Consider the following 22,169-nt stretch of genomic DNA (forward strand, 5'->3'; position numbering starts at 1 on the left):
ACTGATGCACGAAAGTACAATCGCACTTGTACTATTGAGTGTAATCGCAACTGGAACGAATTTGCTAAAAATCGTGGAAGAATTAAGAGCGATTGTCACTTTCTCACATCATGTCTACCCAAAAAATCATTCTCGATACTGATCCAGGCGGTGATGATATCTTTGCTCTATTTTGGCTACAGAGTCTGGTGAAACGGGGGTTTGCTGAACTGATCGCAGTGACGACTGCGGCAGGAAATGTAAGCTCTCGCCAAACATTTTCGAGTGCCAGCCAAATTTTAAGCTTAGGCGGATTGCCAGATGTTGAAGTGGGACGCGGCATTGAAACTTCAGACGCATCTGAAGATGCAGCGCATATTCATGGCAATGATGGCATGGGAAATTTATCGACCCTTTTACCCAGTCCAATCCATTCGTATGAGACAGCGAGATATTCGGACGAGATTTTGATCGATCGCTTAAACGCCATGCCTGGAGAAATTACAATCATTGCGATCGCACCGCTCACCAATCTCGCCGCTGCCGAAATCAAACAGCCCGGAATTTTGCAGAAAGCAAAAGAAATCATTGTCATGGGCGGTGCGTTCCGTTGCCCTGGCAACATTACTTCACATGCAGAATTTAATTTCTGGTTTAACCCTGAAGCAGTTGAGCAAGTTCTCAACAGTCGGAATGATGTCGTCATTACATCGCTCGACATCACACGCCATTTGATTTTTACAAAAGAAATGGCTCTCCAGATCTATCAGACCAATCCAGAAAGCCAGCTTGCTCAGTTCCTGATGAAACTCTGTGAGTTTATGATTGGAACAGCTTTACAGTATCGAGAGACTCAAGGCATCCCAGGCTTCTTAGTTCACGATGCGGCAACTTTAGGGTATTTGTTCTATCCAGAAACGATGCTGTGGCAGCGATCGCGCATTCAAATCGAAACGCAAGGCAAATGGACACGCGGACAGACTTTGATCGACGATCGACTAACAACAAAGCCATCTGCCAATGCTTGGATTGCAACTCAAGTCAATGCAACTCAGTTTTTTACAAGTTTCATCGAAGACTTGAAAGTGCTAGTTCGCTGATTGGCGTGCTTTGATTGCTTTGCGAATTCTGGAAATTCCGAACAAACCGAAACCAAACAAAGGATTGAAAGCAAAGGGGACAGGAACGATCGCCGAAGAAGAATACGCAACCTGATTCAACCGAAACTGCGCGCTTGCAGAAGTAGTGTTATCCCCAATAAAGATTGTGTTCGCAGTGGTATATGGATTAACTGGAGTCACTACTTCTGCCGTGTAATTGCGCAAAAGCCCTGTCAGCAGTGGCGTAGTGTAGTTGCCATTAGTGTAGAGAAAGTAGTTATTGCCCAGAATCGACAAGTCATACTGATTCACATTAGTTTTTGTGTCGAATGCTGCCCCTTCTGCTTGGGTAAACCGAGGTGGTTTTGTAGCGCCCCCTTCCTGTGCCCAAATACGATCGACAAAAAAGCCTAACTCAATTGCCTTCGTTGTATTCGTACTTACAACGATAATGCTCAAGCCCGCGCGATCGTCTTTCCCATCTGCATTCGTGTCGGCTGGATTAATTGGGTCGTTTGAAGCATTCCGAAGCTCTTGTAGCAGTTGCAAATCAAATCGCAAGTTGAAGCCCGTTGTTGAATCTAACGGTGTATTCGTACGACCAAAGCCATACATTATATTGTTGTTGCTTGTTGTATTGAGTGTTATGCCTGCGGCATCGATAGTCCGAGGCGGTGAAGCAGGAAATGGTGGAATGGAAGATGGACTGTTCCAACCTTGGGATTCAGGGGAAGAACCCCCCGTGTAGAGTGCGGTTGCTTTAGCATGACCGAGTAGAAGCAATGCACCAGTTAGGGCAGTTGTTAGTAGGATTTTCATCGATATTACTTAGCCGTAATCAACTTAGGGGCTTGAGTCAAACAGAGTATTACCAAATTACTCGCATTTCTATCAGTTGGCACAGTTTTGAGTTGCGGTCACTCAACCCGTTTTTTAGTCTTCTGCTATCGAAAAATTTAAAAGTACGATCAAAGCTTACTGAGTTATTTTCATCAAAAGTGGGGACAGTAGTTTTTGAATCAGAGATCAGGAGTAATCATTCGATCGATTTGAATCGAATAGCAGAAGCGATCGCCCCGTGAAATTGATTCTCCATGTACGATCGCGCCTGCCTCGGTAAAAGCCGTATGCCGATAAACAATCAAAGGATGTCCCAACGAGACTTCTAATTGCTCACCCGTTTCATAATCCGCTTGCGTACATTCAATCACAGCGTCAATTTTTTTAATGCAGATGCCGTACTGTTCTAAAGTTGTAAAAGTTAATTTTTGACGTAATTCTTTTCCATAAGCTTTTGCTAGCTCTGGCACAATATAAGTAATATCAACACAGCTTGGAACATTATTAAATAAAAGGACTTTCTTTTGCAGATAAGCGATCGCGCAATTCAAGATTTTCTGAACATGAACAGGTGCAGTCACTCGCTCAAAGCTCAAAGTCTGCACAGTAATTTCAATATCCTGTCGTGCTAGATCCGCTTCGAGTAACAGCGGACTAGACAGCGAATACACGACTTTCTGTTGAATGGAAACGAATGCACCTTTTCCCCGTTGTACATTGACTAATCCTTGTTGTGTGAGATTCGCGATCGCACGTCGAGCCGTAATTCGGCTCACCTCAAACTCAGCCATCAATTGATGTTCACTCGGAAGTTGATCGCCAGGTCGATAGATGCCTGCTCGAATACGATCGCGCAACTTCTCAGAAATAGCTAAGTGTAGAGGGAATGTCATTTTTCAGTTTGGTAGCCTCAAGTACAGATCCAGAAATGCTCTAAAACTAGGCTTGTTATAACAAGTTGAAAGATGAGCCATGAACCCGACTATTTCTGAGTCTAACCTGTCAGGAGACAGAACAGTTCTCACGACTGCTACTCTGAAAGAATTGAATACTCGATCGACCCTGAAAGGATTAATCCGTTTTACTGCTCACCTGCTAATTCTGGGAGTGAGCGGATACCTATGGGGAACTAACTTTGGTCACAATTGGGCAATTGCTGTGCCAGCTTTGGTGATCTATGGTTATAGCTTGGCTGCAATGTTTGCTCCGCTGCATGAATGTTCACATCGAACTGCTTTTGAAAACAATACATTGAACGATTTCGTGTGCTGGTTTGCTGGAGTGTTGTCGTTTTATAACAGCGCATTCTATCGGCGCTATCATAAATGGCATCATCGCTATGTGCAAAATCTAGAAAAAGATCCAGAACTCAGCGATCCAATGCCGAAGAATTTAGGAGAGTACTTGTGGACAATGAGTGGATTGCCTTGGTGGTGGAGTAAGCTCACCACTCATATTCGAGTTGCTTTAGGACAAGTCGAAGACTATCCCTACATTTCCGAAGAAGCGCGTGCAGATGTGATTCGCTCAACTCGGCTTCAGCTTGCGGTTTATGGTGTCGCGATTTTAGTGTCGATCGCAGTTCAAAAACCCTGGTTTGTGATGTATTGGCTTTTCCCGCTGTTTGTAGCACAGCCGATTCTGAGAGGCTATCTCTTCGCAGAACATACCGGATGCAGTCATGATGATAATCCATTGACGAATACTCGATCGGTCATGACCTTATTCCCGATGCAATTCATCATGTGGAATATGCCGTTTCATGCGGAACATCACATGTATCCCTCAATCCCATTCCACCAACTGCCAGCAGCACACGAGCACATGAAGCAGCATCTTGCTCACGTTGATTCAGGCTATATCAAAGTCAACCTCGATATTGCAGCAAAGCTTGTATGAGTGAGTGTTTTACGCTGAAAAATTTTGAGCTTTACTGTGGGAAAACGCTCAGTGAAGCTCAGATCGTGTATCAAACTTATGGAGCGTTGAATGACGATCGCTCAAATGCAATTCTCTATCCAACCTCTTACGGCGCGCAGCATTCAGACATTGACTGGTTGATTCGTCCAGATAGCATCTTAGATCCCACAAAGTACTTTGTGATCATTCCCAATATGTTTGGCAATGGTCTTTCAACTTCGCCAAGTAACAGCGATTGGGGGATTTTTAGCCATTTCGATAATGTTCGTGCCCAGAAGCAACTTCTAGAAGAAGTGTTTCAAATCGATCAACTAGCTTTAATTTACGGTTGGTCAATGGGCGCACAGCAAGCTTATCACTGGGGCGCGCTGTATCCTGAGAAGGTGCTACGCATTGCTGCATTATGTGGAACGGCTCGAACCACCGATCACAATCGCATCTTTCTGCAAAGTTTGCGGAGTGCATTAACGGCTGATCCGGCTTGGAATGGAACGAGATTTGAAGCCGTTCCCGATCGAGGATTTCAAGCCTTTGCTCGGATCTATGCAAGTTGGGCAGCTTCTCAAGCCTTTTACCGAGAAAAACTCTACTATCCACTAGGCTATACGTCGCTTGACGACTATCTTGTACGATTTTGGGAAGCGAGCTATCGCAAGCGTGATCCGCATAACCTTTTAGCCATGATTCAGACTTGGTTAGACTGCGATGTGAGTGACAATCCTATCTACCAAGGAGATTATCAAAAGGCGCTTGGCGCGATTCAAGCGAAAACACTGGTCATGCCTGCGACCACAGATTTGTATTTCACGCCAGAAGATTGTGCAGCAGAAGCAGAATTGCTCCCCAATGCAGAGTATCATCCGATTCGATCAATCTGGGGGCATCGCGCAGGCAATCCTTATCAAAGTCCAGACGACGAAACCTTTATTCGATCGCACATTTCCACTCTATTAAGCCACTGACCTATGCTTTCTCAAATCGCTCGTGATCAAGGAATTCGCTACTTTCTGATTTCATTTACTGATCTCTTTGGCGTTCAGCGATCGAAGTTGGTTCCGGCTGAAAGTATCGATCAAATGGCATCCGACGGCGCAGGATTTGCAGGGTTTGCGGCTTGGTTAGACATGACTCCGGCTGATCCTGATATTTTAGCAATTCCTGATCCGGATCAATTGATCCAGCTTCCCTGGCAACCTGATGTCGCTTGGATGCCTGCGGATTTGCATACGATTACTGGAGAACCTTTAGAACAAGCTCCACGAGTCGTCTTGAAACGAGTTCTAAAACAAGCTGAGGATCTAGGCTATCGAGTCAAGACTGGCGTGGAATGTGAGTATTTTTTGCTGAGTGCAGATGGAGAAGACATTTCCGATAAGCTCGATCGGCAAAGTAAGCCTTGCTATGATCAGCAGTCTTTAATGCGTCGATATGAAGTGATTCGCGAAATTTGTGACGTGATGCTATCGCTCGGTTGGGGAGCTTACCAAAATGATCATGAAGATGGCAATGGTCAATTTGAGATGAATTGGAAGTACGCAGATGCTCTCGTCACAGCCGATCGACATGCCTTTTTTAAGTACATGGTCAAAGCGATCGCTGAAAAACACGGACTACGAGCCACCTTCATGCCTAAACCCTTTGCACATTTAACGGGAAATGGTTGCCATACTCATCTTTCAATTTGGGATAGTAGCGACAAAGAGAATCTTTTCTATGACCCACAAGGAGAATTAGGACTTTCGCAACTGGGGTATCAATTCATTGCAGGAGTGTTGAATTCAGCCGAAGCGCTTTGTGCGATTACGAATCCGACTATAAATTCTTACAAGCGAATCAATGCCCCTGCAACGCTATCAGGCGCAACCTGGTCACCTAATACTGTAAGTTATAGCGGGAACAATCGAACTCATACCATTCGGATTCCCGATGCAGGACGGTTTGAATGCCGACTACCAGATGGGTCTGCAAACCCTTACTTACTGCCTGCTGCTTTGATCGCGGCAGGACTGGATGGAATTAATCAGAAGCTTGATCCAGGGGTTCGACGCGATAACAATAGCTATACTGATCCGCTACCTGCTGGCGAGGCTAAGACTCTACCTGCAAACTTGTTAGATGCGTTGCGGTGTTTGGAGAAGAGTGAGGTAATTGGTAAATCTTTGGGTAAGTCTTTTACTTCTGCATATCTCAAACTTAAATATCAAGAATGGCAACAAGCAAATGCTGCCATTACGCCTTGGGAACTGGACAACACATTGGACTGCTAGTATAAGCTAAGTGTCAAAAAGAGTCCCCAGGATCGATCGATTGCATCAGGAAACTTATCGATCGACTGATCCCATCACCAAATCAATACTCGCTAAAATCACAAAAATGTCCGCCACCTTCCGCCCTTGAATCAATTTCGGCAGCACTTGCAGATTGTTGAAATCTCCAGGGCGGATCTTCCAACGCCACGGAAACACATTGTCATCGCCAATGATAAAAATTCCTAGCTCTCCTCGACCTGACTCAACCCGAACATAATGCTCACCCTTCGGAATCTTGAAAGTTGGAGCAATTTTTCTCGCAATAAACTGATAGTCAAACCCATTCCATTCAGATTTCGGGCCTGCCTGAATTCGCTGAGCTTCTAAATTCTCATAAGCTCCACCTGGCAAAGCTTTTAATGCCTGCTGAATTATCTTGATCGATTCTCGCATTTCCCGTATCCGTACCGCATATCGAGCATAGCAATCGCCCGCCGTATCCCACTGAATCTCCCAATCTAGCTCGTCATAGCACTCATAATGATCCACCTTTCGCAAATCCCATTTCACGCCAGATGCCCGTAGCATGGGTCCTGTCATACCCCAATTGATGGCATCTTCACTCGTGAGGACTCCGATCCCTTCTAACCGTCGTCGAAAGATAGGATTATCACTCATCAGTCGCTCATACTCATCTAAGGTCGGCAACATGTAAGTGCAGAAATCAGCACATTTATCGACCCAACCATACGGCAGATCAGCAGCCACTCCACCCACTCGAAAGTAATTGTGATTCACCATGCGATAGCCTGAAACCGCTTCAAATAAATCAAGAATCATTTCGCGATCGCGCATCGTTGGAAAGAATAAAGCCTGCGTTCCCACATCTCCCACAAACGGGCCAAGCCATAGCAAATGATTCACAATTCGCGTCAGTTCGAGCATGATCATCCGAATATAGCTCGCTCGTCTCGGAACTTCGATTTGAGCTAATTTCTCAACTGCATTCACGGTCACTGCTTCATTGAACATTCCACCATAGTAGTCCCAGCGACTCGTATAGGGAATGAACATTGTATTCGTGCGGTTTTCTGCAATCTTTTCCATGCCACGATGCAGATAGCCAATCACAGGTTCACAGTCTAGAACATCTTCGCCATCCAATGTGACAATAATTCGGAAGCAGCCATGCATCGCTGGATGGTGAGGACCCATATTGATCACCATCGGCTCTGTTTTCGTTTCAATCCATCCCATGAGTTGAATTCCTGAAGTGCGCTTGCCTCCACTATCCACAACTCATTCGCACAGATCTTGTAGATTCTTCCGTTTTTTGTAGATTGTTACGCCTGGTTTTGGATCATTCTTGGGGTCACACCGAGCAAGCGCTTACAGTGACGATGTAAATGGCTCTGATCCACGAATCCAACCATTTTGGCAACTTCAGCGATCGACCATTTTCGAGTCATCAACAATTCTCTCGCACGCTCAACCCTTGCTCGAATTACAAACTGATGCGGAGTCACGCCAGTCGATTGTTTGAACAATTGAGAAAAGTAATGCGGACTCATTTGAGCGATCGTAGCAAGTTCATTTAAGCTCAGATCCTGCTCTAAATGAGCCTGAATATACTCAATCACATGCCGCAATCGATAGTGAGAAAGCCCGTTTTCGTAGGTTTGCAGTAAAGGGCGACGATTTGAATAATGCTGGATCGTATGCACAATCAAAGCATTTGAGATCGCTTCACCATAGAGCCGACTTGCACTTCCTTCCTGCTCTAGTACAGATTTCAAAGCAACAGCCGCTTGATAAACGAACGGATCAGCCGTAGCAAATTGGGGAAGTAGCTCAATCCGATCAGAATTTCCTACTTCATGCACAGCATGAGCAATCACTGAAGACTCAACGCTAAAAAAGATCACACCACCATAATCAAACCAGCGACTTTGGCAACTCGTATGAGCTGGAACAATTACCATATTGCCGTCTGCTACTTGTTCGCATCGGAATTGACCATTCAGCGATCGCTCTGCAACTTGAGATTTACCTGTATTCGTAAAAATCGCAATCCCATTTTGCGTAGAAATGACTTCAGGCGTTTCTCCAGGAGGCATGAAATCGTATGCAAAGTAAATCCCTTGCCATCCCGCCTGCAAACTTGTCAACTGAGGCGATCGCCGAAACACCCGTTCATATGCAGCCACTTTCTCTTCAGCAATGTTGATCTTTAACATGCGTTTGATTTTAATTCCTGCAATTTAATTGTGACTCATGCTTGCACACAGTTAATCATTTCTTAAGCTGAAAGCGCGATCGAATTCGCTTGAATAATGGTATTCAGTGTTACAGGGATTAACATGCAGCATCAGAAGATTTTAAGAATCACAACGCAGGGGAAGTCTTTGCTAAAAATTACTTCGCAGGTGAATGCGATCGTAGCTGAATCAGGCATTAAGACTGGATTGTGCAGCTTGTTTTTAAGACATACTTCTGCAAGTTTGATTATTCAGGAAAATGCTGATCCTGATGTGTTGCAAGATCTAGAGAATTTCTTTGCCAAGCTTGTTCCAGAGTGGGAAAACTACATTCATAGTACAGAAGGCCCAGACGATATGCCCGCCCATATTCGGACAGTATTAACTCATTCTTCCGAGCAGATCCCAATTTCTCAGGGTCGGCTCGTGCTCGGAACTTGGCAAGGAATTTATCTATGGGAGCATCGGCAGCATCGGCACACTAGAGAGCTAGTTGTGCATGTGATGGGTGAATAGTGGAGAACAAACCATGAGGCGATGGGCGGTTTCAGTTTTGATCATGGGAAGTCTGGCGCTAGGAGGCTGTAGTGTCGAGAAAGCACGGGCACTTCAGGGAGCAGCACTTCAGTTTCGCAATGAGTCCTTGAGCGCGATCGAAGCCATTGACACCATGCGAAAACGAGAATTGGAAGCGCCGACTCGATCGAGTGCTGAAATCCGTCAGGCTTTTGTAAATCGAATTTTGAACTCTAAGGTTGAAGTGAGTGGGGAGATTATTGATTTAGCGATCGACCCATTCCAACCGCCGAAAGTTGCAGAATGGGATACATTCATTGCAGACTTGCGAAACCAGTATGAAGGCTTTTCAGAGATTTTCACCAAACTCGATAGTAGAAGTACAGTGAGCCGAGATGAAGTGAAAAAATCAGCAGAGTATGCAAAGACTTTAACCGTACAGATGGCAGTGTTAGCAAAAGCAATTAGTGACAATCCGCCTGTGCTAGTACAGCATCGAACCACCGCGATCGTCAAACTACAAGCGATCAAAAAAGAGTATCAATCGATTCAAGCCAGAATTAAAGCAGGCGAAACAGCCTTAATTGCACGAAAAGCCGAGCTAGAAAATCAAGCAGGCGAGGTTCTAGGCGAGTGGCAACAGATTAAACAAGAAGAACAGCGAATTCTAGAACTCACCGTTGCTCAATGTATGCGGGCAGCAGCAATGGGCAAAGAAGTGATTGAAGCTGCAAATCACTATGACGATTTGGATCTCAATCAGATGAATGCTTTGATTCCCAGAATTTTGACGACTGCATCTACCTTTACAGGACGAGACTATACAACCCTCAGAACGAAAGCAACGCGAATTGTCTCGGACATTCAAACTGACCCCTTGTGGCGTGGGGTAGCGCAGAAATTACTCGATCGAGCCAATGCTGCCGCTGGAAGTCGAATTCCCGATCGCGGTGCAGAAGTTGGGATTCGGAATTTGGAGAAATAGAGATGTCCGAGAAAAATGAGCTTTTCTTTCAGCAAGCATCTGAGCTGTTGAGTAAAATCGAGATTCGTTATCGACAAGCAGATTTTGATGAGCAGGTGCAGTTAAAGAAGGAACGCGATCGCGCAATGGCTCTGTTTTCTAAAGCTAGATTAGCAATCTTGAAAGAGGGGATAATTTGTACAGATGCGGACGTGGAACAGATGCAGCAATTGAAGCAGCAGATCGATAGTTCAACAGAGATCCTACAAGTCGTGGCAACCATTGCAAAATTTACTTCATTTGTACGATTGAGATTTCTGCTTTGAGATAAGGAAGTTCAAGTTTGCTGATCGATAAACTCAAAGATTCGATTTCATTGCAAGCCTATCAATTCCTATCGACAACTGCACAATGCTCAAGAAACTGTAGCAGCGAGCACCGCCCCCTGACGAATCGGAATCTCAAGGAAAAACTCTGTTCCTTTGCCCACTTCAGACACACAGTACAATTTGCCTTGATGTCGTTCAGTCACAATCTGATAGCTAATCGACATCCCCATTCCCGTTCCTTTACCGATCGATTTTGTCGTAAAAAACGGATCAAAGATACGGGGCTGAACTTCTGGAGGAATTCCGGGGCCATTGTCTGCGATCGCGATCTGAACTCTCCCGTGCTCCAGCTTTTTCGTCTTAATCCGAATCGTACAAGGCTGAGAGTGAGACAGACCGCGCTGGTCTTCCATCGCATCTAGTGCATTTGCCAAAATGTTCATAAAAACCTGATTCAGTTGGCTCGCATAGCAATCAACGAATGGCAAATCTCCATAGTCCTTCACCACTTCTACAGCAGCTTGATCCGGTGTTGCTTTTAAGCGATGTTGCAAAATCAGTAAAGTACTATCAATTCCGTCATGCAGATTGACGGGTTTGACTTCTGCTTCATCTAACCGTGAGAAATTACGCAGAGAAAGCACAATTTCTTTAATGCGATCGGTTCCGATCCGCATAGAAGCTAGGGTCTTCTCTAAATCCTGCGCGAGAAACTCAAAATCAATTTCTGCTAAATACTCTTGAATCGACTTAGACCCATCGGGAAACTGCTCTTGATAAAGCTGAATCAAGTGCAAGAGAGCTTGAGTATACTCATCCACATAAGTAATATTGCCGTGAATAAAATTGACAGGGTTATTAATCTCATGCGCCACCCCTGCGACTAAATTACCCAGTGCAGACATCTTCTCGCTCTGAATCATCCGCAGTTGCGACTGCTGAAGCTTTGTCATTGCATCCGATAACTCTTTAGTACGTGCTTCTACTCGCTTTTCGAGAAGTTCATTGGATTTCTTAAGATGTCTTTGCTCCATCGCCTGCACCTGCACCAGAATGGCTAACAGAGCCACTGCCATTCCCGCCACAATTAGAGCAATCATGTCGAGAAAGTGCACCTGCGACTCGATATCTTCTCTAGGAATGACCAATGCCAATGCCCACTCTACCTCCTGAAGGGGGAGATAAGCCAGATAGTACATCTGATTGGCGACCTTTACCAACTCAACGCTCTCCTTGCTTTTGCTCATCTGAGGGAGCGCTTTCAACAACTCACTCTCATGAAAGTGCACATGAGCGTGATTATCAGTATGGCTCGTATGCGTAACAATCTGCCCTTGAGAGTCGATCGCAAAAGCATAGCTGTGATTGCCATATTTCACGCTGCTTACCACTCGATTAACGCGATCTAAGCGGACTAGAGTGTGAATCTCTCCGATCGGCGTACTATTCGTATCAAATCCCTGGCGAATGGGAGCGGCAATCGCCAAGGTAGGGGTATTGTTTGCTCGGCTGATAATCGGATCACTGACATTTGTAATCCCTTGCATCACTTTCTGAAAATATGCGCGATCGGATACATTAGCAGGCTTACCTCCCACAACATTGCGCCATCCGTCCGGTTTACCCACTGCGATCGCGTAGACATCACTTAATCGTAATGTTTCCGCCTTTAAGTAAGGTTCAGTCGTTTCCCAATTCATCGATTTCACTTGCTCCGTATTTGCCAGAGTTTCAATGTGAATTTTCTGATTGGAGAGCCAGTGATCGAGGCTATCTCGCCCCTGCGATAGTTCGAGAAAAACATTTTTCTTCAAACTTTCGAGCATCGAATTGCGCACTAATTGATAGCTGTAGTACGCTCCACTACTCACAAGGAGTATCACGCTAGCAATCAATAAGCGAACCAGTAAATTGCGTTGATGAGCAGCTAGATTTGGGGGATTAAAACGCATGAGGAATAAGACAAGGAAGAGTGCGAATTCAGACAGGAAGAGATTTTATGAGATGGGGCGATCGCCAGGTAACAAAGGAACAGTGGGAAGGTTTTCAAATGTCATTTTGAACCAGTCTTGCTGGAGCTTTTTCAGTTCTCCCTGCTGCTGTTGCTGTTGTAAAAATTGGTTCAAAAAATCTAGTAATTCTCGATCGCCTTTCTTCACTGCCCAAGCTGCATATGATTTGCGCCCAACTCGCTCTCCCATCTCAAAAATGGCAGGTTTTTCATCGACGAGTAGAGACAACGACACAATATTGTGCAGCACTGCATCTAATTTTTGATTAACCAAATCCTGATATGCTTCTGTAAATCCTCGATACTCTTTAACTTGTCCGATCTTGCCGCCTTGTTTTTCTAACTCGGCTGATAAGTCGGGCACAGCCGCCGCCGAGATTCCTCCTTGTTGTACTCCCAGGGTTTTCCCAGAGAGGGAGCGAAGACTTTGAATCGAGGAGTCTCCTTTACGTTTGATATAGGCGATCGTGGATTCTGCGATCGGGATTGTAAAGTCGAGAAATCTGGCGCGTTCGTCAGTGATCCCAACGGCGGTGAGTGCGACATCGTATTTGCCATAATTCACGCCAGGCAGAATACCCTGCCAGGGCACAATACTTTGTTGAATTTTAAAAGGCACAAGTTGCTGAAGCCGTGCAAACAGTGCGTGGTTAAAGCCCGCTGGTTTACCGTTGAGTAAAAACTCGAAAGGAGCATAATTGTCCTCAGTCGCAACTTGGAGATAGCCTCGACGCTGGATCTGATGGGTGAGCGCTTGACTAATTTTGAGCGTGGGCTGACCTTGTAGCGGGTTTTGAGAAGTCTGAAGACAGCCCTGCACGCCTGTGGTCATGAGAAAACTGGTTCCAGTCTGAAGAATAAACCGTCTACGAACTGTCATAACAGATCCCAGGGAATTTACTCTTTATAGATTGCCCGGAACTGATTTGCAATTTGACAAACTCAGGCTTGATCGGCAATAGGGGCTTTGTTCTGGGTTTTGAAGGGGGCGGGGGTAAGCGCATTCAGTTTGGGGAGTAGGGAGATGGGGAGTGGGGGATGAACTAGTAGCAGATCGTCTTCTCAGATTTTATTGGGGTACAACGGCTCGATCGCGTTTCTGAACGTGATGTACTGGATTCATACGTCGCTCCAGATAGCTAAAGAGTTGAGATGACAGTAAGGTCAAGGCAAGATAGATCAAAGACACGATCGCATAAAGCTCAAAGGGTCGATAGTTCTCAGCAACAATCAACTGTCCTTGGCGAAAAAGCTCCTCAAATCCAATAATCGCGACCAAAGTTGTGTCCTTGAGCAACGAGATAAACGTATTTCCCAAGGGCGGTAACATCCGACGCAAGGCTTGCGGAAAGATCACATACCGTAGAGTTTGAGTAGTATCCAGCCCTAAAGACGCTGCTGCTTCGGTTTGTCCTACCTCGATCGAGACAATTCCAGCGCGTACAATTTCAGCAATGTAAGCGGCACTATTCAAACTCAAGGCAACGACAGCAGCAATAAAGCGATCGAAGCTAAACTCTATCCCCAGTTCTTGAATCAAAGCCGGAATGCCGAAATAGATCATAAAAATCTGAACCAGCAACGGTGTACCTCGAAAGAAATCAACATAAGCTCTGGCTAACCACCGAACTGGCTTTGTTTTTGAAAGACGAGCAATCCCAATCAATGAACCAGCAACTAAACCAATGGCAATCGAAATCACAGCCAGTTGCAGCGTAATCAACGTTCCTGCTAAAAGAAGCGGAAGTGCGCTCGTAATGGTTGTAAACCAGTTCGACTGGGTCTGATTCGTCGCATTTGGAACTGCTTCGGGTAAAGCAGGTGGCTCTGTATTAAACCATTTGCGATAAATCGTTCGGTATGTTCCATTGCTGAGAATCGTGCCTAACCCTTGATTGATTCGCTCTAAGTTCGGGGAGTTTTTCGGAGTTGGAATGCCCAAGTACTCCTCGGTCAAAAGCTGACCACTGACCTGAATATTTTGCAAGTTCCCCGTTTTGAGCGCGTATTGCAGAATCGGCGCATCATGAACCACAGCCGCAACATTGCCATTTTTCAGTTCTTGCAGAGCTATCACGGAGGCATCAAACGTCCGAATCTGAGCATTCGGAATCTTCTGTGCAGTTTGCGCTCCTGTCGTTCCGATTTGCACTGCGATCGCTTTGCCGTTCAGTTCTTCTAGCGAACTAATGGGCTGATTTTTCGGAGACGCGATCGCGAGTCCTGCCTTAAAGTAAGGGCGCGAGAATGAAACGACCTCTGACCTTGCAGGTGTAATCGTCATCGCCCCAACGGCTGCATCAACTGTTCCCGCCTGTAAAGATGGAATGATTCCATCAAAGGAAATGTTCTGAAATCGCACCCCAAACCCGGCGACTTTACCAATCTCTCGAATCAAATCAATATCAAATCCTTGAAGCTCTCCCGCTCCGTTACGAAACTCAAATGGGGCATACACAGGCTCGACCGCAATATTGAGGACGGGCTGACTGAGCGATCGCAGCGGATTCAAGACAACGAACAATGTACAAATCAGAGCTAAAGCAATTGCACGCCATTTCATAGGAAGTACGTTTAGTTTTTTCCTATATATTAATGAATGATTCTCAATCGCGATAATTCTGTCTGGAGGGACATGTCAGCCTTCTCGATCGCGTTTTATTTTACTCCCATGAAGCACGCAATTCAGTTTGACAACCTAGAGAAGAGTTTCGGATCGCTGCCTGTACTGCAAGGTATCAGTGGCTATGTGGATGCGGGTGAAGTTCTATCGATTATTGGTTCGTCGGGATGCGGTAAAAGTACTCTGCTGCGATGTTTGAATCGATTGGAAACGGTCGATCGCGGAAAGATTGTGATCAGTGATTTAGAAATTTCTAAGCCACAGCTTTCATCACGGGAGTTGAAAGAGGTGCGATCGCGAATCGGGATGGTCTTTCAACAGTTCAATCTCTTCCCACATTTGAGTGTGCTAGACAATCTCACCTTAGCTCCTCAACAAGTTCTCAAGATTTCTCGAAGCGAGAGCAAAGAGCGGGCAAAGTACTATCTTCAAGAAGTTGGCTTAGCAGACAAAGCAGAAATGTATCCCGAACAGCTTTCAGGCGGACAACGGCAGCGAGTTGCGATCGCCAGAAGTCTCTGTATGGAGCCTCAAATTATGCTCTTTGATGAGCCAACGAGCGCCCTTGATCCTGAGCTAGTCGGTGAAGTCCTAGCAGTGATGCGTCGATTAGCTGAAGAAGGCATGACAATGGTGGTTGTGACTCATGAAATCCAGTTTGCGCGAGATGTCGCGAATCGAGTAATGTTCCTTGATCAAGGTCGAGTTGTTGAAGAAGGACTAGCACGGGAAGTTTTGACAAATCCAAACAGCGATCGACTACATACTTTTCTCAGCCGTATGCGGCAAGCTCAAATGATTTAGCTTTTACTAGTCAACCGCTTCCCTTCTCCCTACCAAATTTATTCCGAGACGTTAAGAACACCTTAAGAGAACGGGATTTCGGAATTTCTTTGGTTAAGGTGAAGGCTATATAGATACCTCCTAACTGCGTCTTTTGCCCCGTTGCGTCCTTCTGGAAAGCGGGGTTTTGTTTTATCGCTGAATTGGGACAGCCGAGAACCAGGCTCGGAACATTAGTGCCCCGACTAATCCCATCAAAACAAAGCAGATCAACATCATGCTTCGCTTCAGCCGAACAAAACGGCTATGAGCTTGATTCTTAGTTAGTTCAATTTGTGCCTCTTTCTCCTGCAAAGCTTGCTTGAGTGCGGCGATCTGAGACTGAGCGATCGCTAAATCCCGTTCTTTTGTTTCTACAGTGCGATGAGCGATCGCCAAGGATTGACGCAACTCATCACCTTTTTGCTCTGCAACTGAGAGAGATTGATTCAGCGATCGTTGTTCAGCTTGTAATTGTTCGACTTGCTGGCGAGCAAGAACGAGAACTTGACTCAGTTGTTGTACTTCTTGTTCTTTCTCAGCCAAGGCTCCCTGCTGACAATCATCGACAAACCGCTGCATGGTCTGTTCGCACTCGTCTAGACAATCACTTTCGTATTGATCGATTCTTTTTTGCAGTTCTTCCAACTTTCGGTGAGCTTTCAACGAAAAATCCGCTTCACACTGGGCGAGCACACTTTCTAGCTGATTAATCGTCTGTCTCAATCTTTCTTGTCGTTCCGCATCTTCTGCAGCGCGATCTAATGCGGGTTGATAGATTTCAGTCAATCTTCGCCGCGTCACAATCCGATTACAATCCGCTCCTTCTTGATGGCACTTAAAAGTGATGTGCCCATAGCTCGGCTCATCTGGATAGATAAAAACCCGATGACCACCCTCACTGCGATCTTCCCGCCATCCTTCTTTTTCTGCAATCCGCATCAATGCGCCAGAAGTGAGAACAGGAGGGTAGCTATCAATCGCGGCTCTAATCTCATCCAAGGTCGCCATAACAGTTCTCCTTTCATCTTGAGGATTGAGGAAGCGCCTATGTCGGCAATTGCCCTTGAGGATAACAAATTCTGACGAGTGCTGTCGCGAACGTTAAGGGAAAATGAAGGTCAGGAAGATAGAGAGAAAGATAGAACTTCCAAAATTCATCTCCCCATCTCCCTAATTGCCCAACTTATTGCCCCAACTCTCTCGATCGCTCTGTCGCCACCTTCACTGCCTGAATAAACGCCGATCGCACCCCATTTCTCTCTAACTCTCCAATTCCCGCGATCGTCGTTCCACCTGGACTCGTCACTCGATCTTTCAAGACTCCCGGATGAATTCCCTCTTCGTCTAAAAGCTGCGCGGTTCCTTTGACGGTTTGAATTGCCAATTCCATCGCGATCGCTCTGGGCAATCCTGCTGCCACACCACCATCTGCTAACGCTTCAATCACGATCGCAATATATCCCGGCCCCGATCCCGATAATCCTGTGACTGCATCCAGCATCGACTCTGGCACTTCTACGACTTTGCCAACGGTGCTTAAAATCTCAGTGGCTTGCTCTAGATGATGTTTCTCAGCATGTTGACCGCCCGCGATCGCAGTCATGCCCGCTCCAACTGCGGCTGGCGTATTCGGCATCGCTCGAATCACAGGCTGCCCTGGAAACGCTTTCTCTAACTGCTTTAAGGTTGTGCCTGCCAAAATCGAAATCACTAACGCCGATCGCGTTTGTCCTGCTAACTCCTGAGCAACTTTGGGAAAAATCTGAGGCTTAACTGCCAGCAGAACGATCTCCGACTCTGCCGCTTGCCGATTCTCATTCGTGACGTGAACGTTGTACTGTTGCGCTAAAAGTTCCTGTCTCGCTTGAGAAGGCTCACTCACAACGATCGCATCCGCCTCAAACACCTTTTGAGCAACAAGGCGGGACAAGAGCGCTTCGCCCATCATCCCGCCGCCAATCATGCCAAATTTTTTAGCCAATCTACCGTCCTCGCACGAAATGGATAAGAGGGCTACAGATCTACCATATCTTTCGCCCTTGATCCAGTGCTGCAATTAACCTTGAACAGCTCTTGGTTCAGCCCCCCAAGCCGGAGTCGGAGTCGAGGTACGCGGGCGAGCCGGAGCAGGCTGAGGCACTTCATTCAAGACACCTGCTTGCGTACTGACTTGCACACAGCTTGGCGTAAACAAGAAGATGCTTTCGCCAATGCGCTCTTGATGACCGTCGATCGCGTAAGTTCCACCTGCCACGAAGTCAACTGCGCGTTGAGCTTGATCCGGATCCATAATGGTCAAATTCAGCACCACAGACTTGCGCTCACGCAAAGCCTGAATCACTTGCGGCATTTCTTCAAACGTGCGGGGTTCAACCACCACAACTTCCGAAATTCCATTCGCAGCACCGGGCATTCCAATCACATTGTTCATAGCAGTTCCTACACCAGTTGTTTCATTACCAATTCCCACAGCTCGACTGCGAAAACGATCCCGTCGCGATTGGGGTTCTTCAGCTGCTGCTGTAGGAGCAGGCGCGGGAGCCGCCTCTTCTTGATAGAGAGACTGATACTCTTGCCCGTCCATCTCGTCATATTCGTATTCGTACTCAACCGGTTCGTTGAGTCCGACAAAATCACGTAATTTGCTGAAAATACTCACTGTTCACGCTCCATCCGAATAAGTTCGAGTTTTCTGAAAAGTTACGGTCAAATCATTGAGAGTAGCAGAGTCACCACTGAATTCAATTTGATTACTGGATTGTCATTTCCAAGCTGCTTTGCCGGAAAGCAAATTCAATTTTGTTGTTTGACAGCTTAGATAAGTTCTTATACTGCTGCACAAATAACGAGATTGATGAATTAGTATACATCCAGCCATCAGAGTTGCATACTTTCCTTGGAGTTTTTTGCCCTCCGGGTGCAATTGTATCGATACTTTTGAAAGTTGGATCAATTTTCCGAAATTTTCTTTGAATTTTGTTGCAATTCGGAGCCGTAAACCCTTCCAGCCACTCCAAACTGTTGAGATTTACGCATTGATCGCCTAGCACCAAGAATTTTCCTGATCGAAAAAGCGATCGCTTTTCATTAGAATTCCGGCGTATATATCCAGTCTGATGTAACCTAGCCAATTAAAATACAAGCCAAATTTATCGCTTCACTTTGCGAGAATTCACCAGAAGGCTTAGTAGTATTTGTTACTAGCCGGAATCATATATTTGCAGTTTCAATTCGTTAGGCATGATTTCACTGCTCGCGGACTATATACGCTCTCATAGATATTGAAAATTGGCACAACATTTTAGCGTCTTGCCCCGAATAAGATCCGTCCTGGGCGAATCATTGTTGCACCTGCTTGTAGGGCTAAACCATAGTCATCTGACATGCCCATTGAAAGCTGATCCAGTTGAAGATGGCTCTGAATCTGAATCTTTTCTGCCAACTCTTTTGCCTGCTGAAAGACTTTCAATGTTTCAGATGGCTCTAGATCAAGGGGCGGAATAACCATTAAGCCCCGAATCTGCAAATTCGGTAAAGCAGCAAGCTGGGGCAACGCTTGCCAAAGTTCCTCCACAGAGAATCCTGCTTTATTGGGATCGCTTAACAGCTTCACTTGCAAACAAATCTGCGGATGACGATTTTGTTCTTGCGCCAAACGATCGAGCCTTTGTGCCAATTTCAAGCTATCCACTGATTGAATCCAGTCAAACAACTCGATCGCGCTTTTCGCCTTATTACTCTGTAAGTGCCCAATCAAATGCCAAGTCACATCAGTGAGATCAGCCAGTGCTGCGCGTTTTACTTCCGCTTCCTGCACGCGATTCTCGCCAAAATCTCGAATTCCGGCAGCATAGGCTGCTCGCATTGCCTCAATCGAAACCGTTTTCGTCACGGCAATGACTCGAACCTGGGGTGGAATTGAGGCGCGAAATTGGGCAATACGATCGATCAAATCGGTCATTGGAAGGTGCGTTTATGGATTATCTGAAGTTGATCGTACTCCTTGTTCATCCCGGTTCGTCGTAAGATTCTCATGCGAGCTTCAACGAGCATCTTCGCATCGGTGCGTCCGATCGGCTCAAATTCCAATCCGTCAGAACTGTTAAACACCAAGAAGAATAATCTTTGCGCGTAAAGCGTACTGAATAATTCTCGATTCTCTTCCACCAAACACACCCGGAAGAGCAACCCAAATGTTGGGTGATTTAGATAATTCTCTGTATCCATTTACAGTCCATAAGAAACAAGTGGATAATTTGCTATAGGATTCACAGATTGTAATCATCAATTGCAACAATTTATCTCGTTTGTGATGAATTGAGTAAATTATCGACCGCAAAACCAGGTGGAAAAGCGTCGTAGTGAATAGACCCAAATCTGTTAGATGTCTGAAATTATCTTGATTGCCGCGATCGCGCAAACCAATGGGGTCATTGGCGATCGTGGTCAACTCCCGTGGTCAATTCCTGAAGATCTCAAACGGTTCCGACAACTCACGCTGCATCATACCGTTATTATGGGTCGAAAAACTTGGGAATTTGATCTCCGAAAACGTCCCCTCCCTGACCGTCGAAATATTATCATCTCTTCGCAGAGTTTACAGGCAGATGGAGTGGAATTTGTGCGATCGCTGTCGCAAGCCTTGGAATGTACAGATGCGAAACGATTTATCATCGGTGGTGCATCGATTTATCGACAGGCTTTAGCTGTGGTCGATCGTATGGAGTTAACGATCGTCGAAGGCAATTATTCCGGTGATGTGTTCTTTTGCGAATGGCGCGATCGTCTTTCAGATTTTGAATTGCTGAACCTCGATCAGCAAGATGGATATCGCTTTGAAACCTATCAGCGCCTCGTACCCACTTGAAAATATTTGTGTAATACCGAATCAATTTATTAGCGCGACAGATCCTTTGCCTCCTAACTCCCCAATAAAAAAGCCCGATGACCAATGCCATCGGGCTTGCAACCAAAGAACTTTAAACCTTATCGAATGTATTCCTTCAGAACGCTATTCCGATTCGGGTGACGTAGTTTTCTCAACGCCTTCGCCTCGATTTGACGAATCCGTTCGCGAGTCACATTGAAGATTTGACCGATTTCTTCGAGGGTCTTCATCCGACCGTCGTCTAAACCGTAACGCAGGCGCAACACGTCTTTCTCACGGGGGCTGAGTGTTGCCAAAACGCCTTCGAGATCTTCACGGAGCAAATTCTTAGAAACTTGATCTTCCGGAGTTTCGCCATCCGATTCGATAAAGTCACCCAAGCGAGAATCTTCTTCTTTCCCGATCGGCGTTTCCAACGAAATCGGCAACTGAGCAGACTTAGCAATGAAACGCAGCTTCTCAATGGTCATTTCCATCCGAGTTGCGATTTCTTCTTCAGTCGGCTTGCGTCCCATTTCTTGAGACAACAATTTCGTTGTCTTCTTAATTCTAGAAATGGTTTCGTACAAGTGAACCGGAAGGCGAATCGTTCTCGACTGATCCGCGATCGCTCGCGTAATCGCCTGACGAATCCACCAAGTTGCGTAGGTCGAGAATTTGTACCCTTTTTCGTGGTCAAACTTCTCAGCCGCACGAATCAGACCCAAGCTGCCTTCTTGAATCAAATCTTGGAACGACAGGCCGCGATTCATATACTTCTTCGCGATCGACACAACCAGTCGTAGGTTTGACTGCACCATCTTATCTTTGGCGCGACGACCTAAATGCAGGCGATGTCGGAACTGTTGCAGCGGCATTTTTACTTCTTGTGCCCAATCTGCGTCGGTTGGTTCGCGATCTAACTTATCTGCAAGTCGGAACCGAATCCGCTCGAGTTCGAGCAAATCAGCAATCTTCCGTGCCAATTCGATCTCTTCGTCGGCGCGCAACAGGCGAATCCGACCGATTTCTTGCAAATACAACCGGATCGAATCTTCGGTGTAATGCTTTTTCTTAGCTTGAGTCCGGCGACGAGTGGCACGTCCCTTACCGGGTTTCCCCTCTTCATCGTCATCCGCTTGATCGGAATCGTCGAGATCCTCAAGGTCGTCTAGATCTACGTCTACGTCTAGCACTTCTGAAGGGTCGAATGCTTCTTCAACAAGTAAGTCTTTGGCTTGGGTCATGCCGCGTTCCTCATGCTCCTTAAGTAATGAAGTAAAATGTCCCAGCACTGAAATTCCAGAGGCTGATCTGGTCGATGCAGTCTAACTGACCAGAGGCGACGACTTTCGCGAGAAACCTCTCACGATTCAATCTGGCTGGTATGCAGTAGAGCGATCGCGTCAATGATCATTCAAAATCTCTTGCCACTTTTATTTTCCGAGGAAATACGGTTGGCATCTCGCGATTTTTTGAGATCATTATTTCTAAATGTTTGGAATGTCTCCCCGATTGTAGCCTTTCTCACAAAAGTTGCACCCTCTTTCTGATTTCTTTATTTGCAATTTTGGTTAAATGTGCTGTGCTTGGCGTTCACGTTGCCATTTCGATAGAGCGCATTACCGTTGATGTAGCGGCTCTTTTGTTGGGTTTGCACAGGCATTCTCCAGATTGCAGAAGATTGG

At 45.9% G+C, this 22,169-nt stretch carries 22 protein-coding genes; 9 read left to right on the top strand and 13 right to left on the bottom strand.

Annotation, left to right across the window (positions count from 1 at the left end):
- The first annotated feature begins 110 nt into the window (after positions 1 to 110).
- A complete protein-coding gene (locus ACMUEV_RS04390; RefSeq protein ID WP_190653510.1) occupies positions 111 to 1,079 on the top strand; it encodes a nucleoside hydrolase in 969 nt (322 codons plus the stop codon).
- Here the strand turns inward: ACMUEV_RS04390 and ACMUEV_RS04395 are convergent.
- Positions 1,068 to 1,898, bottom strand: coding sequence for a hypothetical protein (locus ACMUEV_RS04395; RefSeq protein WP_144056274.1), 831 nt, complete (start codon positions 1,896 to 1,898; stop codon positions 1,068 to 1,070). The genes ACMUEV_RS04390 and ACMUEV_RS04395 overlap by 12 nt on opposite strands.
- A gap of 200 nt (positions 1,899 to 2,098) precedes the next feature.
- Complete coding sequence (locus ACMUEV_RS04400; RefSeq protein ID WP_190653509.1) at positions 2,099 to 2,812, bottom strand: GntR family transcriptional regulator; 714 nt, start codon at positions 2,810 to 2,812, stop codon at positions 2,099 to 2,101.
- Between the two features lie 79 nt (positions 2,813 to 2,891).
- On the opposite strand from ACMUEV_RS04400, the gene ACMUEV_RS04405 reads away from it, so the two are divergent.
- Genes ACMUEV_RS04405 through glnT form a run of 3 tightly spaced genes read left to right on the top strand, consistent with a single transcriptional unit; the run spans position 2,892 to position 6,106 of the window.
- Entirely contained in the window at positions 2,892 to 3,818 is a 927-nt protein-coding gene (locus tag ACMUEV_RS04405) for a fatty acid desaturase family protein (RefSeq protein ID WP_190653508.1), read from the top strand.
- Positions 3,815 to 4,801: an alpha/beta fold hydrolase gene (locus tag ACMUEV_RS04410; protein ID WP_190653507.1), complete on the top strand. Its 987-nt coding sequence runs from the start codon at positions 3,815 to 3,817 to the stop codon at positions 4,799 to 4,801. Before ACMUEV_RS04405 ends, ACMUEV_RS04410 begins: the two co-directional genes overlap by 4 nt.
- Before the next feature lie 3 nt (positions 4,802 to 4,804).
- The gene (glnT, locus tag ACMUEV_RS04415) at positions 4,805 to 6,106 is read left to right on the top strand and encodes a type III glutamate--ammonia ligase (protein WP_190653506.1); all 1,302 of its coding nucleotides are present in this window, start codon (positions 4,805 to 4,807) and stop codon (positions 6,104 to 6,106) included.
- Between the two features lie 54 nt (positions 6,107 to 6,160).
- Here glnT and ACMUEV_RS04420 read toward each other — a convergent pair whose 3' ends face one another.
- Positions 6,161 to 7,345 (bottom strand): NAD(P)H-quinone oxidoreductase subunit H, encoded by a 1,185-nt coding sequence (locus tag ACMUEV_RS04420; protein WP_190653505.1) that lies wholly within the window; start codon positions 7,343 to 7,345, stop codon positions 6,161 to 6,163.
- Positions 7,346 to 7,431: 86 nt separating this feature from the next.
- Complete coding sequence (locus tag ACMUEV_RS04425; RefSeq protein ID WP_190653504.1) at positions 7,432 to 8,325, bottom strand: helix-turn-helix domain-containing protein; 894 nt, start codon at positions 8,323 to 8,325, stop codon at positions 7,432 to 7,434.
- A gap of 123 nt (positions 8,326 to 8,448) precedes the next feature.
- Here ACMUEV_RS04425 and ACMUEV_RS04430 point away from each other — a divergent pair, with 123 nt between their 5' ends.
- From ACMUEV_RS04430 to ACMUEV_RS04440, 3 genes are read left to right on the top strand one after another with little or no spacing between them, the layout of a single operon-like run.
- Positions 8,449 to 8,862, top strand: a complete 414-nt coding sequence (locus ACMUEV_RS04430; protein WP_190653503.1) for a secondary thiamine-phosphate synthase enzyme YjbQ — start codon at positions 8,449 to 8,451, stop codon at positions 8,860 to 8,862.
- Between the two features lie 13 nt (positions 8,863 to 8,875).
- Positions 8,876 to 9,847, top strand: a complete 972-nt coding sequence (locus ACMUEV_RS04435) for a hypothetical protein (protein ID WP_190653502.1) — start codon at positions 8,876 to 8,878, stop codon at positions 9,845 to 9,847.
- A gap of 2 nt (positions 9,848 to 9,849) precedes the next feature.
- Positions 9,850 to 10,152 (top strand): hypothetical protein, encoded by a 303-nt coding sequence (locus tag ACMUEV_RS04440; RefSeq protein ID WP_017290488.1) that lies wholly within the window; start codon positions 9,850 to 9,852, stop codon positions 10,150 to 10,152.
- A gap of 89 nt (positions 10,153 to 10,241) precedes the next feature.
- Here the strand turns inward: ACMUEV_RS04440 and ACMUEV_RS04445 are convergent, their stop codons facing one another.
- From ACMUEV_RS04445 to ACMUEV_RS04455, 3 genes are all read right to left on the bottom strand, one after another.
- A complete protein-coding gene (locus tag ACMUEV_RS04445; RefSeq protein ID WP_242044845.1) occupies positions 10,242 to 12,107 on the bottom strand; it encodes a sensor histidine kinase in 1,866 nt (621 codons plus the stop codon).
- A gap of 45 nt (positions 12,108 to 12,152) precedes the next feature.
- Entirely contained in the window at positions 12,153 to 13,046 is an 894-nt protein-coding gene (locus tag ACMUEV_RS04450; RefSeq protein ID WP_190653501.1) for a transporter substrate-binding domain-containing protein, read from the bottom strand.
- Between the two features lie 189 nt (positions 13,047 to 13,235).
- Positions 13,236 to 14,729, bottom strand: coding sequence for an ABC transporter permease subunit (locus ACMUEV_RS04455; protein ID WP_190653500.1), 1,494 nt, complete (start codon positions 14,727 to 14,729; stop codon positions 13,236 to 13,238).
- A 108-nt stretch (positions 14,730 to 14,837) separates the two neighbouring features.
- Between ACMUEV_RS04455 and ACMUEV_RS04460 the strand changes: the two genes are divergently transcribed.
- Complete coding sequence (locus tag ACMUEV_RS04460; protein ID WP_190653499.1) at positions 14,838 to 15,593, top strand: amino acid ABC transporter ATP-binding protein; 756 nt, start codon at positions 14,838 to 14,840, stop codon at positions 15,591 to 15,593.
- A 171-nt stretch (positions 15,594 to 15,764) separates the two neighbouring features.
- On the opposite strand, the gene ACMUEV_RS04465 is transcribed toward ACMUEV_RS04460, so the two are convergent.
- From ACMUEV_RS04465 to pipX, 5 genes are all read right to left on the bottom strand, one after another.
- Positions 15,765 to 16,622 carry a type II toxin-antitoxin system HicA family toxin gene (locus ACMUEV_RS04465; protein ID WP_190653498.1) on the bottom strand — a complete coding sequence of 286 codons (858 nt, stop codon included), beginning with the start codon at positions 16,620 to 16,622 and terminating at the stop codon, positions 15,765 to 15,767.
- Between the two features lie 175 nt (positions 16,623 to 16,797).
- Positions 16,798 to 17,595 (bottom strand): pyrroline-5-carboxylate reductase, encoded by a 798-nt coding sequence (gene proC / locus ACMUEV_RS04470; protein WP_199329730.1) that lies wholly within the window; start codon positions 17,593 to 17,595, stop codon positions 16,798 to 16,800.
- A gap of 75 nt (positions 17,596 to 17,670) precedes the next feature.
- On the bottom strand, positions 17,671 to 18,273 hold the full coding sequence (locus tag ACMUEV_RS04475; protein WP_017290481.1) for a cell division protein SepF: 603 nt from the start codon (positions 18,271 to 18,273) through the stop codon (positions 17,671 to 17,673).
- A gap of 642 nt (positions 18,274 to 18,915) precedes the next feature.
- Positions 18,916 to 19,575: a YggS family pyridoxal phosphate-dependent enzyme gene (locus ACMUEV_RS04480; RefSeq protein WP_190653497.1), complete on the bottom strand. Its 660-nt coding sequence runs from the start codon at positions 19,573 to 19,575 to the stop codon at positions 18,916 to 18,918.
- Positions 19,572 to 19,841: a transcriptional coactivator PipX gene (gene pipX / locus ACMUEV_RS04485; protein WP_017290478.1), complete on the bottom strand. Its 270-nt coding sequence runs from the start codon at positions 19,839 to 19,841 to the stop codon at positions 19,572 to 19,574. The genes ACMUEV_RS04480 and pipX overlap by 4 nt, the downstream gene beginning before the upstream one ends.
- Positions 19,842 to 19,998: 157 nt before the next feature.
- On the opposite strand from pipX, the gene ACMUEV_RS04490 reads away from it, so the two are divergent.
- Positions 19,999 to 20,481, top strand: a complete 483-nt coding sequence (locus tag ACMUEV_RS04490) for a dihydrofolate reductase (RefSeq protein WP_190653496.1) — start codon at positions 19,999 to 20,001, stop codon at positions 20,479 to 20,481.
- A 119-nt stretch (positions 20,482 to 20,600) separates the two neighbouring features.
- Here the strand turns inward: ACMUEV_RS04490 and rpoD are convergent, their stop codons facing one another.
- Positions 20,601 to 21,728 (bottom strand): RNA polymerase sigma factor RpoD, encoded by a 1,128-nt coding sequence (gene rpoD / locus ACMUEV_RS04495; protein ID WP_017290476.1) that lies wholly within the window; start codon positions 21,726 to 21,728, stop codon positions 20,601 to 20,603.
- Between the last annotated feature and the right edge of the window lie 441 nt (positions 21,729 to 22,169).

The sequence above is a fragment of the Leptolyngbya sp. FACHB-1624 genome, from assembly GCF_047649235.1.
Taxonomy (GTDB): Bacteria; Cyanobacteriota; Cyanobacteriia; order Leptolyngbyales; family Leptolyngbyaceae; genus Leptolyngbya; species Leptolyngbya boryana.

Coding starts and splice junctions, on each gene's coding strand:
- ACMUEV_RS04390 (WP_190653510.1), top strand. CDS start 111: ATGTCTACCCAAAAAATCATTCTCGATACTGATCCAGGCGGTGATGAT.
- ACMUEV_RS04395 (WP_144056274.1), bottom strand. CDS start 1,898: ATGAAAATCCTACTAACAACTGCCCTAACTGGTGCATTGCTTCTACTC.
- ACMUEV_RS04400 (WP_190653509.1), bottom strand. CDS start 2,812: ATGACATTCCCTCTACACTTAGCTATTTCTGAGAAGTTGCGCGATCGT.
- ACMUEV_RS04405 (WP_190653508.1), top strand. CDS start 2,892: ATGAACCCGACTATTTCTGAGTCTAACCTGTCAGGAGACAGAACAGTT.
- ACMUEV_RS04410 (WP_190653507.1), top strand. CDS start 3,815: ATGAGTGAGTGTTTTACGCTGAAAAATTTTGAGCTTTACTGTGGGAAA.
- glnT (WP_190653506.1), top strand. CDS start 4,805: ATGCTTTCTCAAATCGCTCGTGATCAAGGAATTCGCTACTTTCTGATT.
- ACMUEV_RS04420 (WP_190653505.1), bottom strand. CDS start 7,345: ATGGGATGGATTGAAACGAAAACAGAGCCGATGGTGATCAATATGGGT.
- ACMUEV_RS04425 (WP_190653504.1), bottom strand. CDS start 8,325: ATGTTAAAGATCAACATTGCTGAAGAGAAAGTGGCTGCATATGAACGG.
- ACMUEV_RS04430 (WP_190653503.1), top strand. CDS start 8,449: ATGCAGCATCAGAAGATTTTAAGAATCACAACGCAGGGGAAGTCTTTG.
- ACMUEV_RS04435 (WP_190653502.1), top strand. CDS start 8,876: ATGAGGCGATGGGCGGTTTCAGTTTTGATCATGGGAAGTCTGGCGCTA.
- ACMUEV_RS04440 (WP_017290488.1), top strand. CDS start 9,850: ATGTCCGAGAAAAATGAGCTTTTCTTTCAGCAAGCATCTGAGCTGTTG.
- ACMUEV_RS04445 (WP_242044845.1), bottom strand. CDS start 12,107: ATGCGTTTTAATCCCCCAAATCTAGCTGCTCATCAACGCAATTTACTG.
- ACMUEV_RS04450 (WP_190653501.1), bottom strand. CDS start 13,046: ATGACAGTTCGTAGACGGTTTATTCTTCAGACTGGAACCAGTTTTCTC.
- ACMUEV_RS04455 (WP_190653500.1), bottom strand. CDS start 14,729: ATGAAATGGCGTGCAATTGCTTTAGCTCTGATTTGTACATTGTTCGTT.
- ACMUEV_RS04460 (WP_190653499.1), top strand. CDS start 14,838: ATGAAGCACGCAATTCAGTTTGACAACCTAGAGAAGAGTTTCGGATCG.
- ACMUEV_RS04465 (WP_190653498.1), bottom strand. CDS start 16,622: ATGGCGACCTTGGATGAGATTAGAGCCGCGATTGATAGCTACCCTCCT.
- ACMUEV_RS04480 (WP_190653497.1), bottom strand. CDS start 19,575: ATGACCGATTTGATCGATCGTATTGCCCAATTTCGCGCCTCAATTCCA.
- pipX (WP_017290478.1), bottom strand. CDS start 19,841: ATGGATACAGAGAATTATCTAAATCACCCAACATTTGGGTTGCTCTTC.
- ACMUEV_RS04490 (WP_190653496.1), top strand. CDS start 19,999: ATGTCTGAAATTATCTTGATTGCCGCGATCGCGCAAACCAATGGGGTC.
- rpoD (WP_017290476.1), bottom strand. CDS start 21,728: ATGACCCAAGCCAAAGACTTACTTGTTGAAGAAGCATTCGACCCTTCA.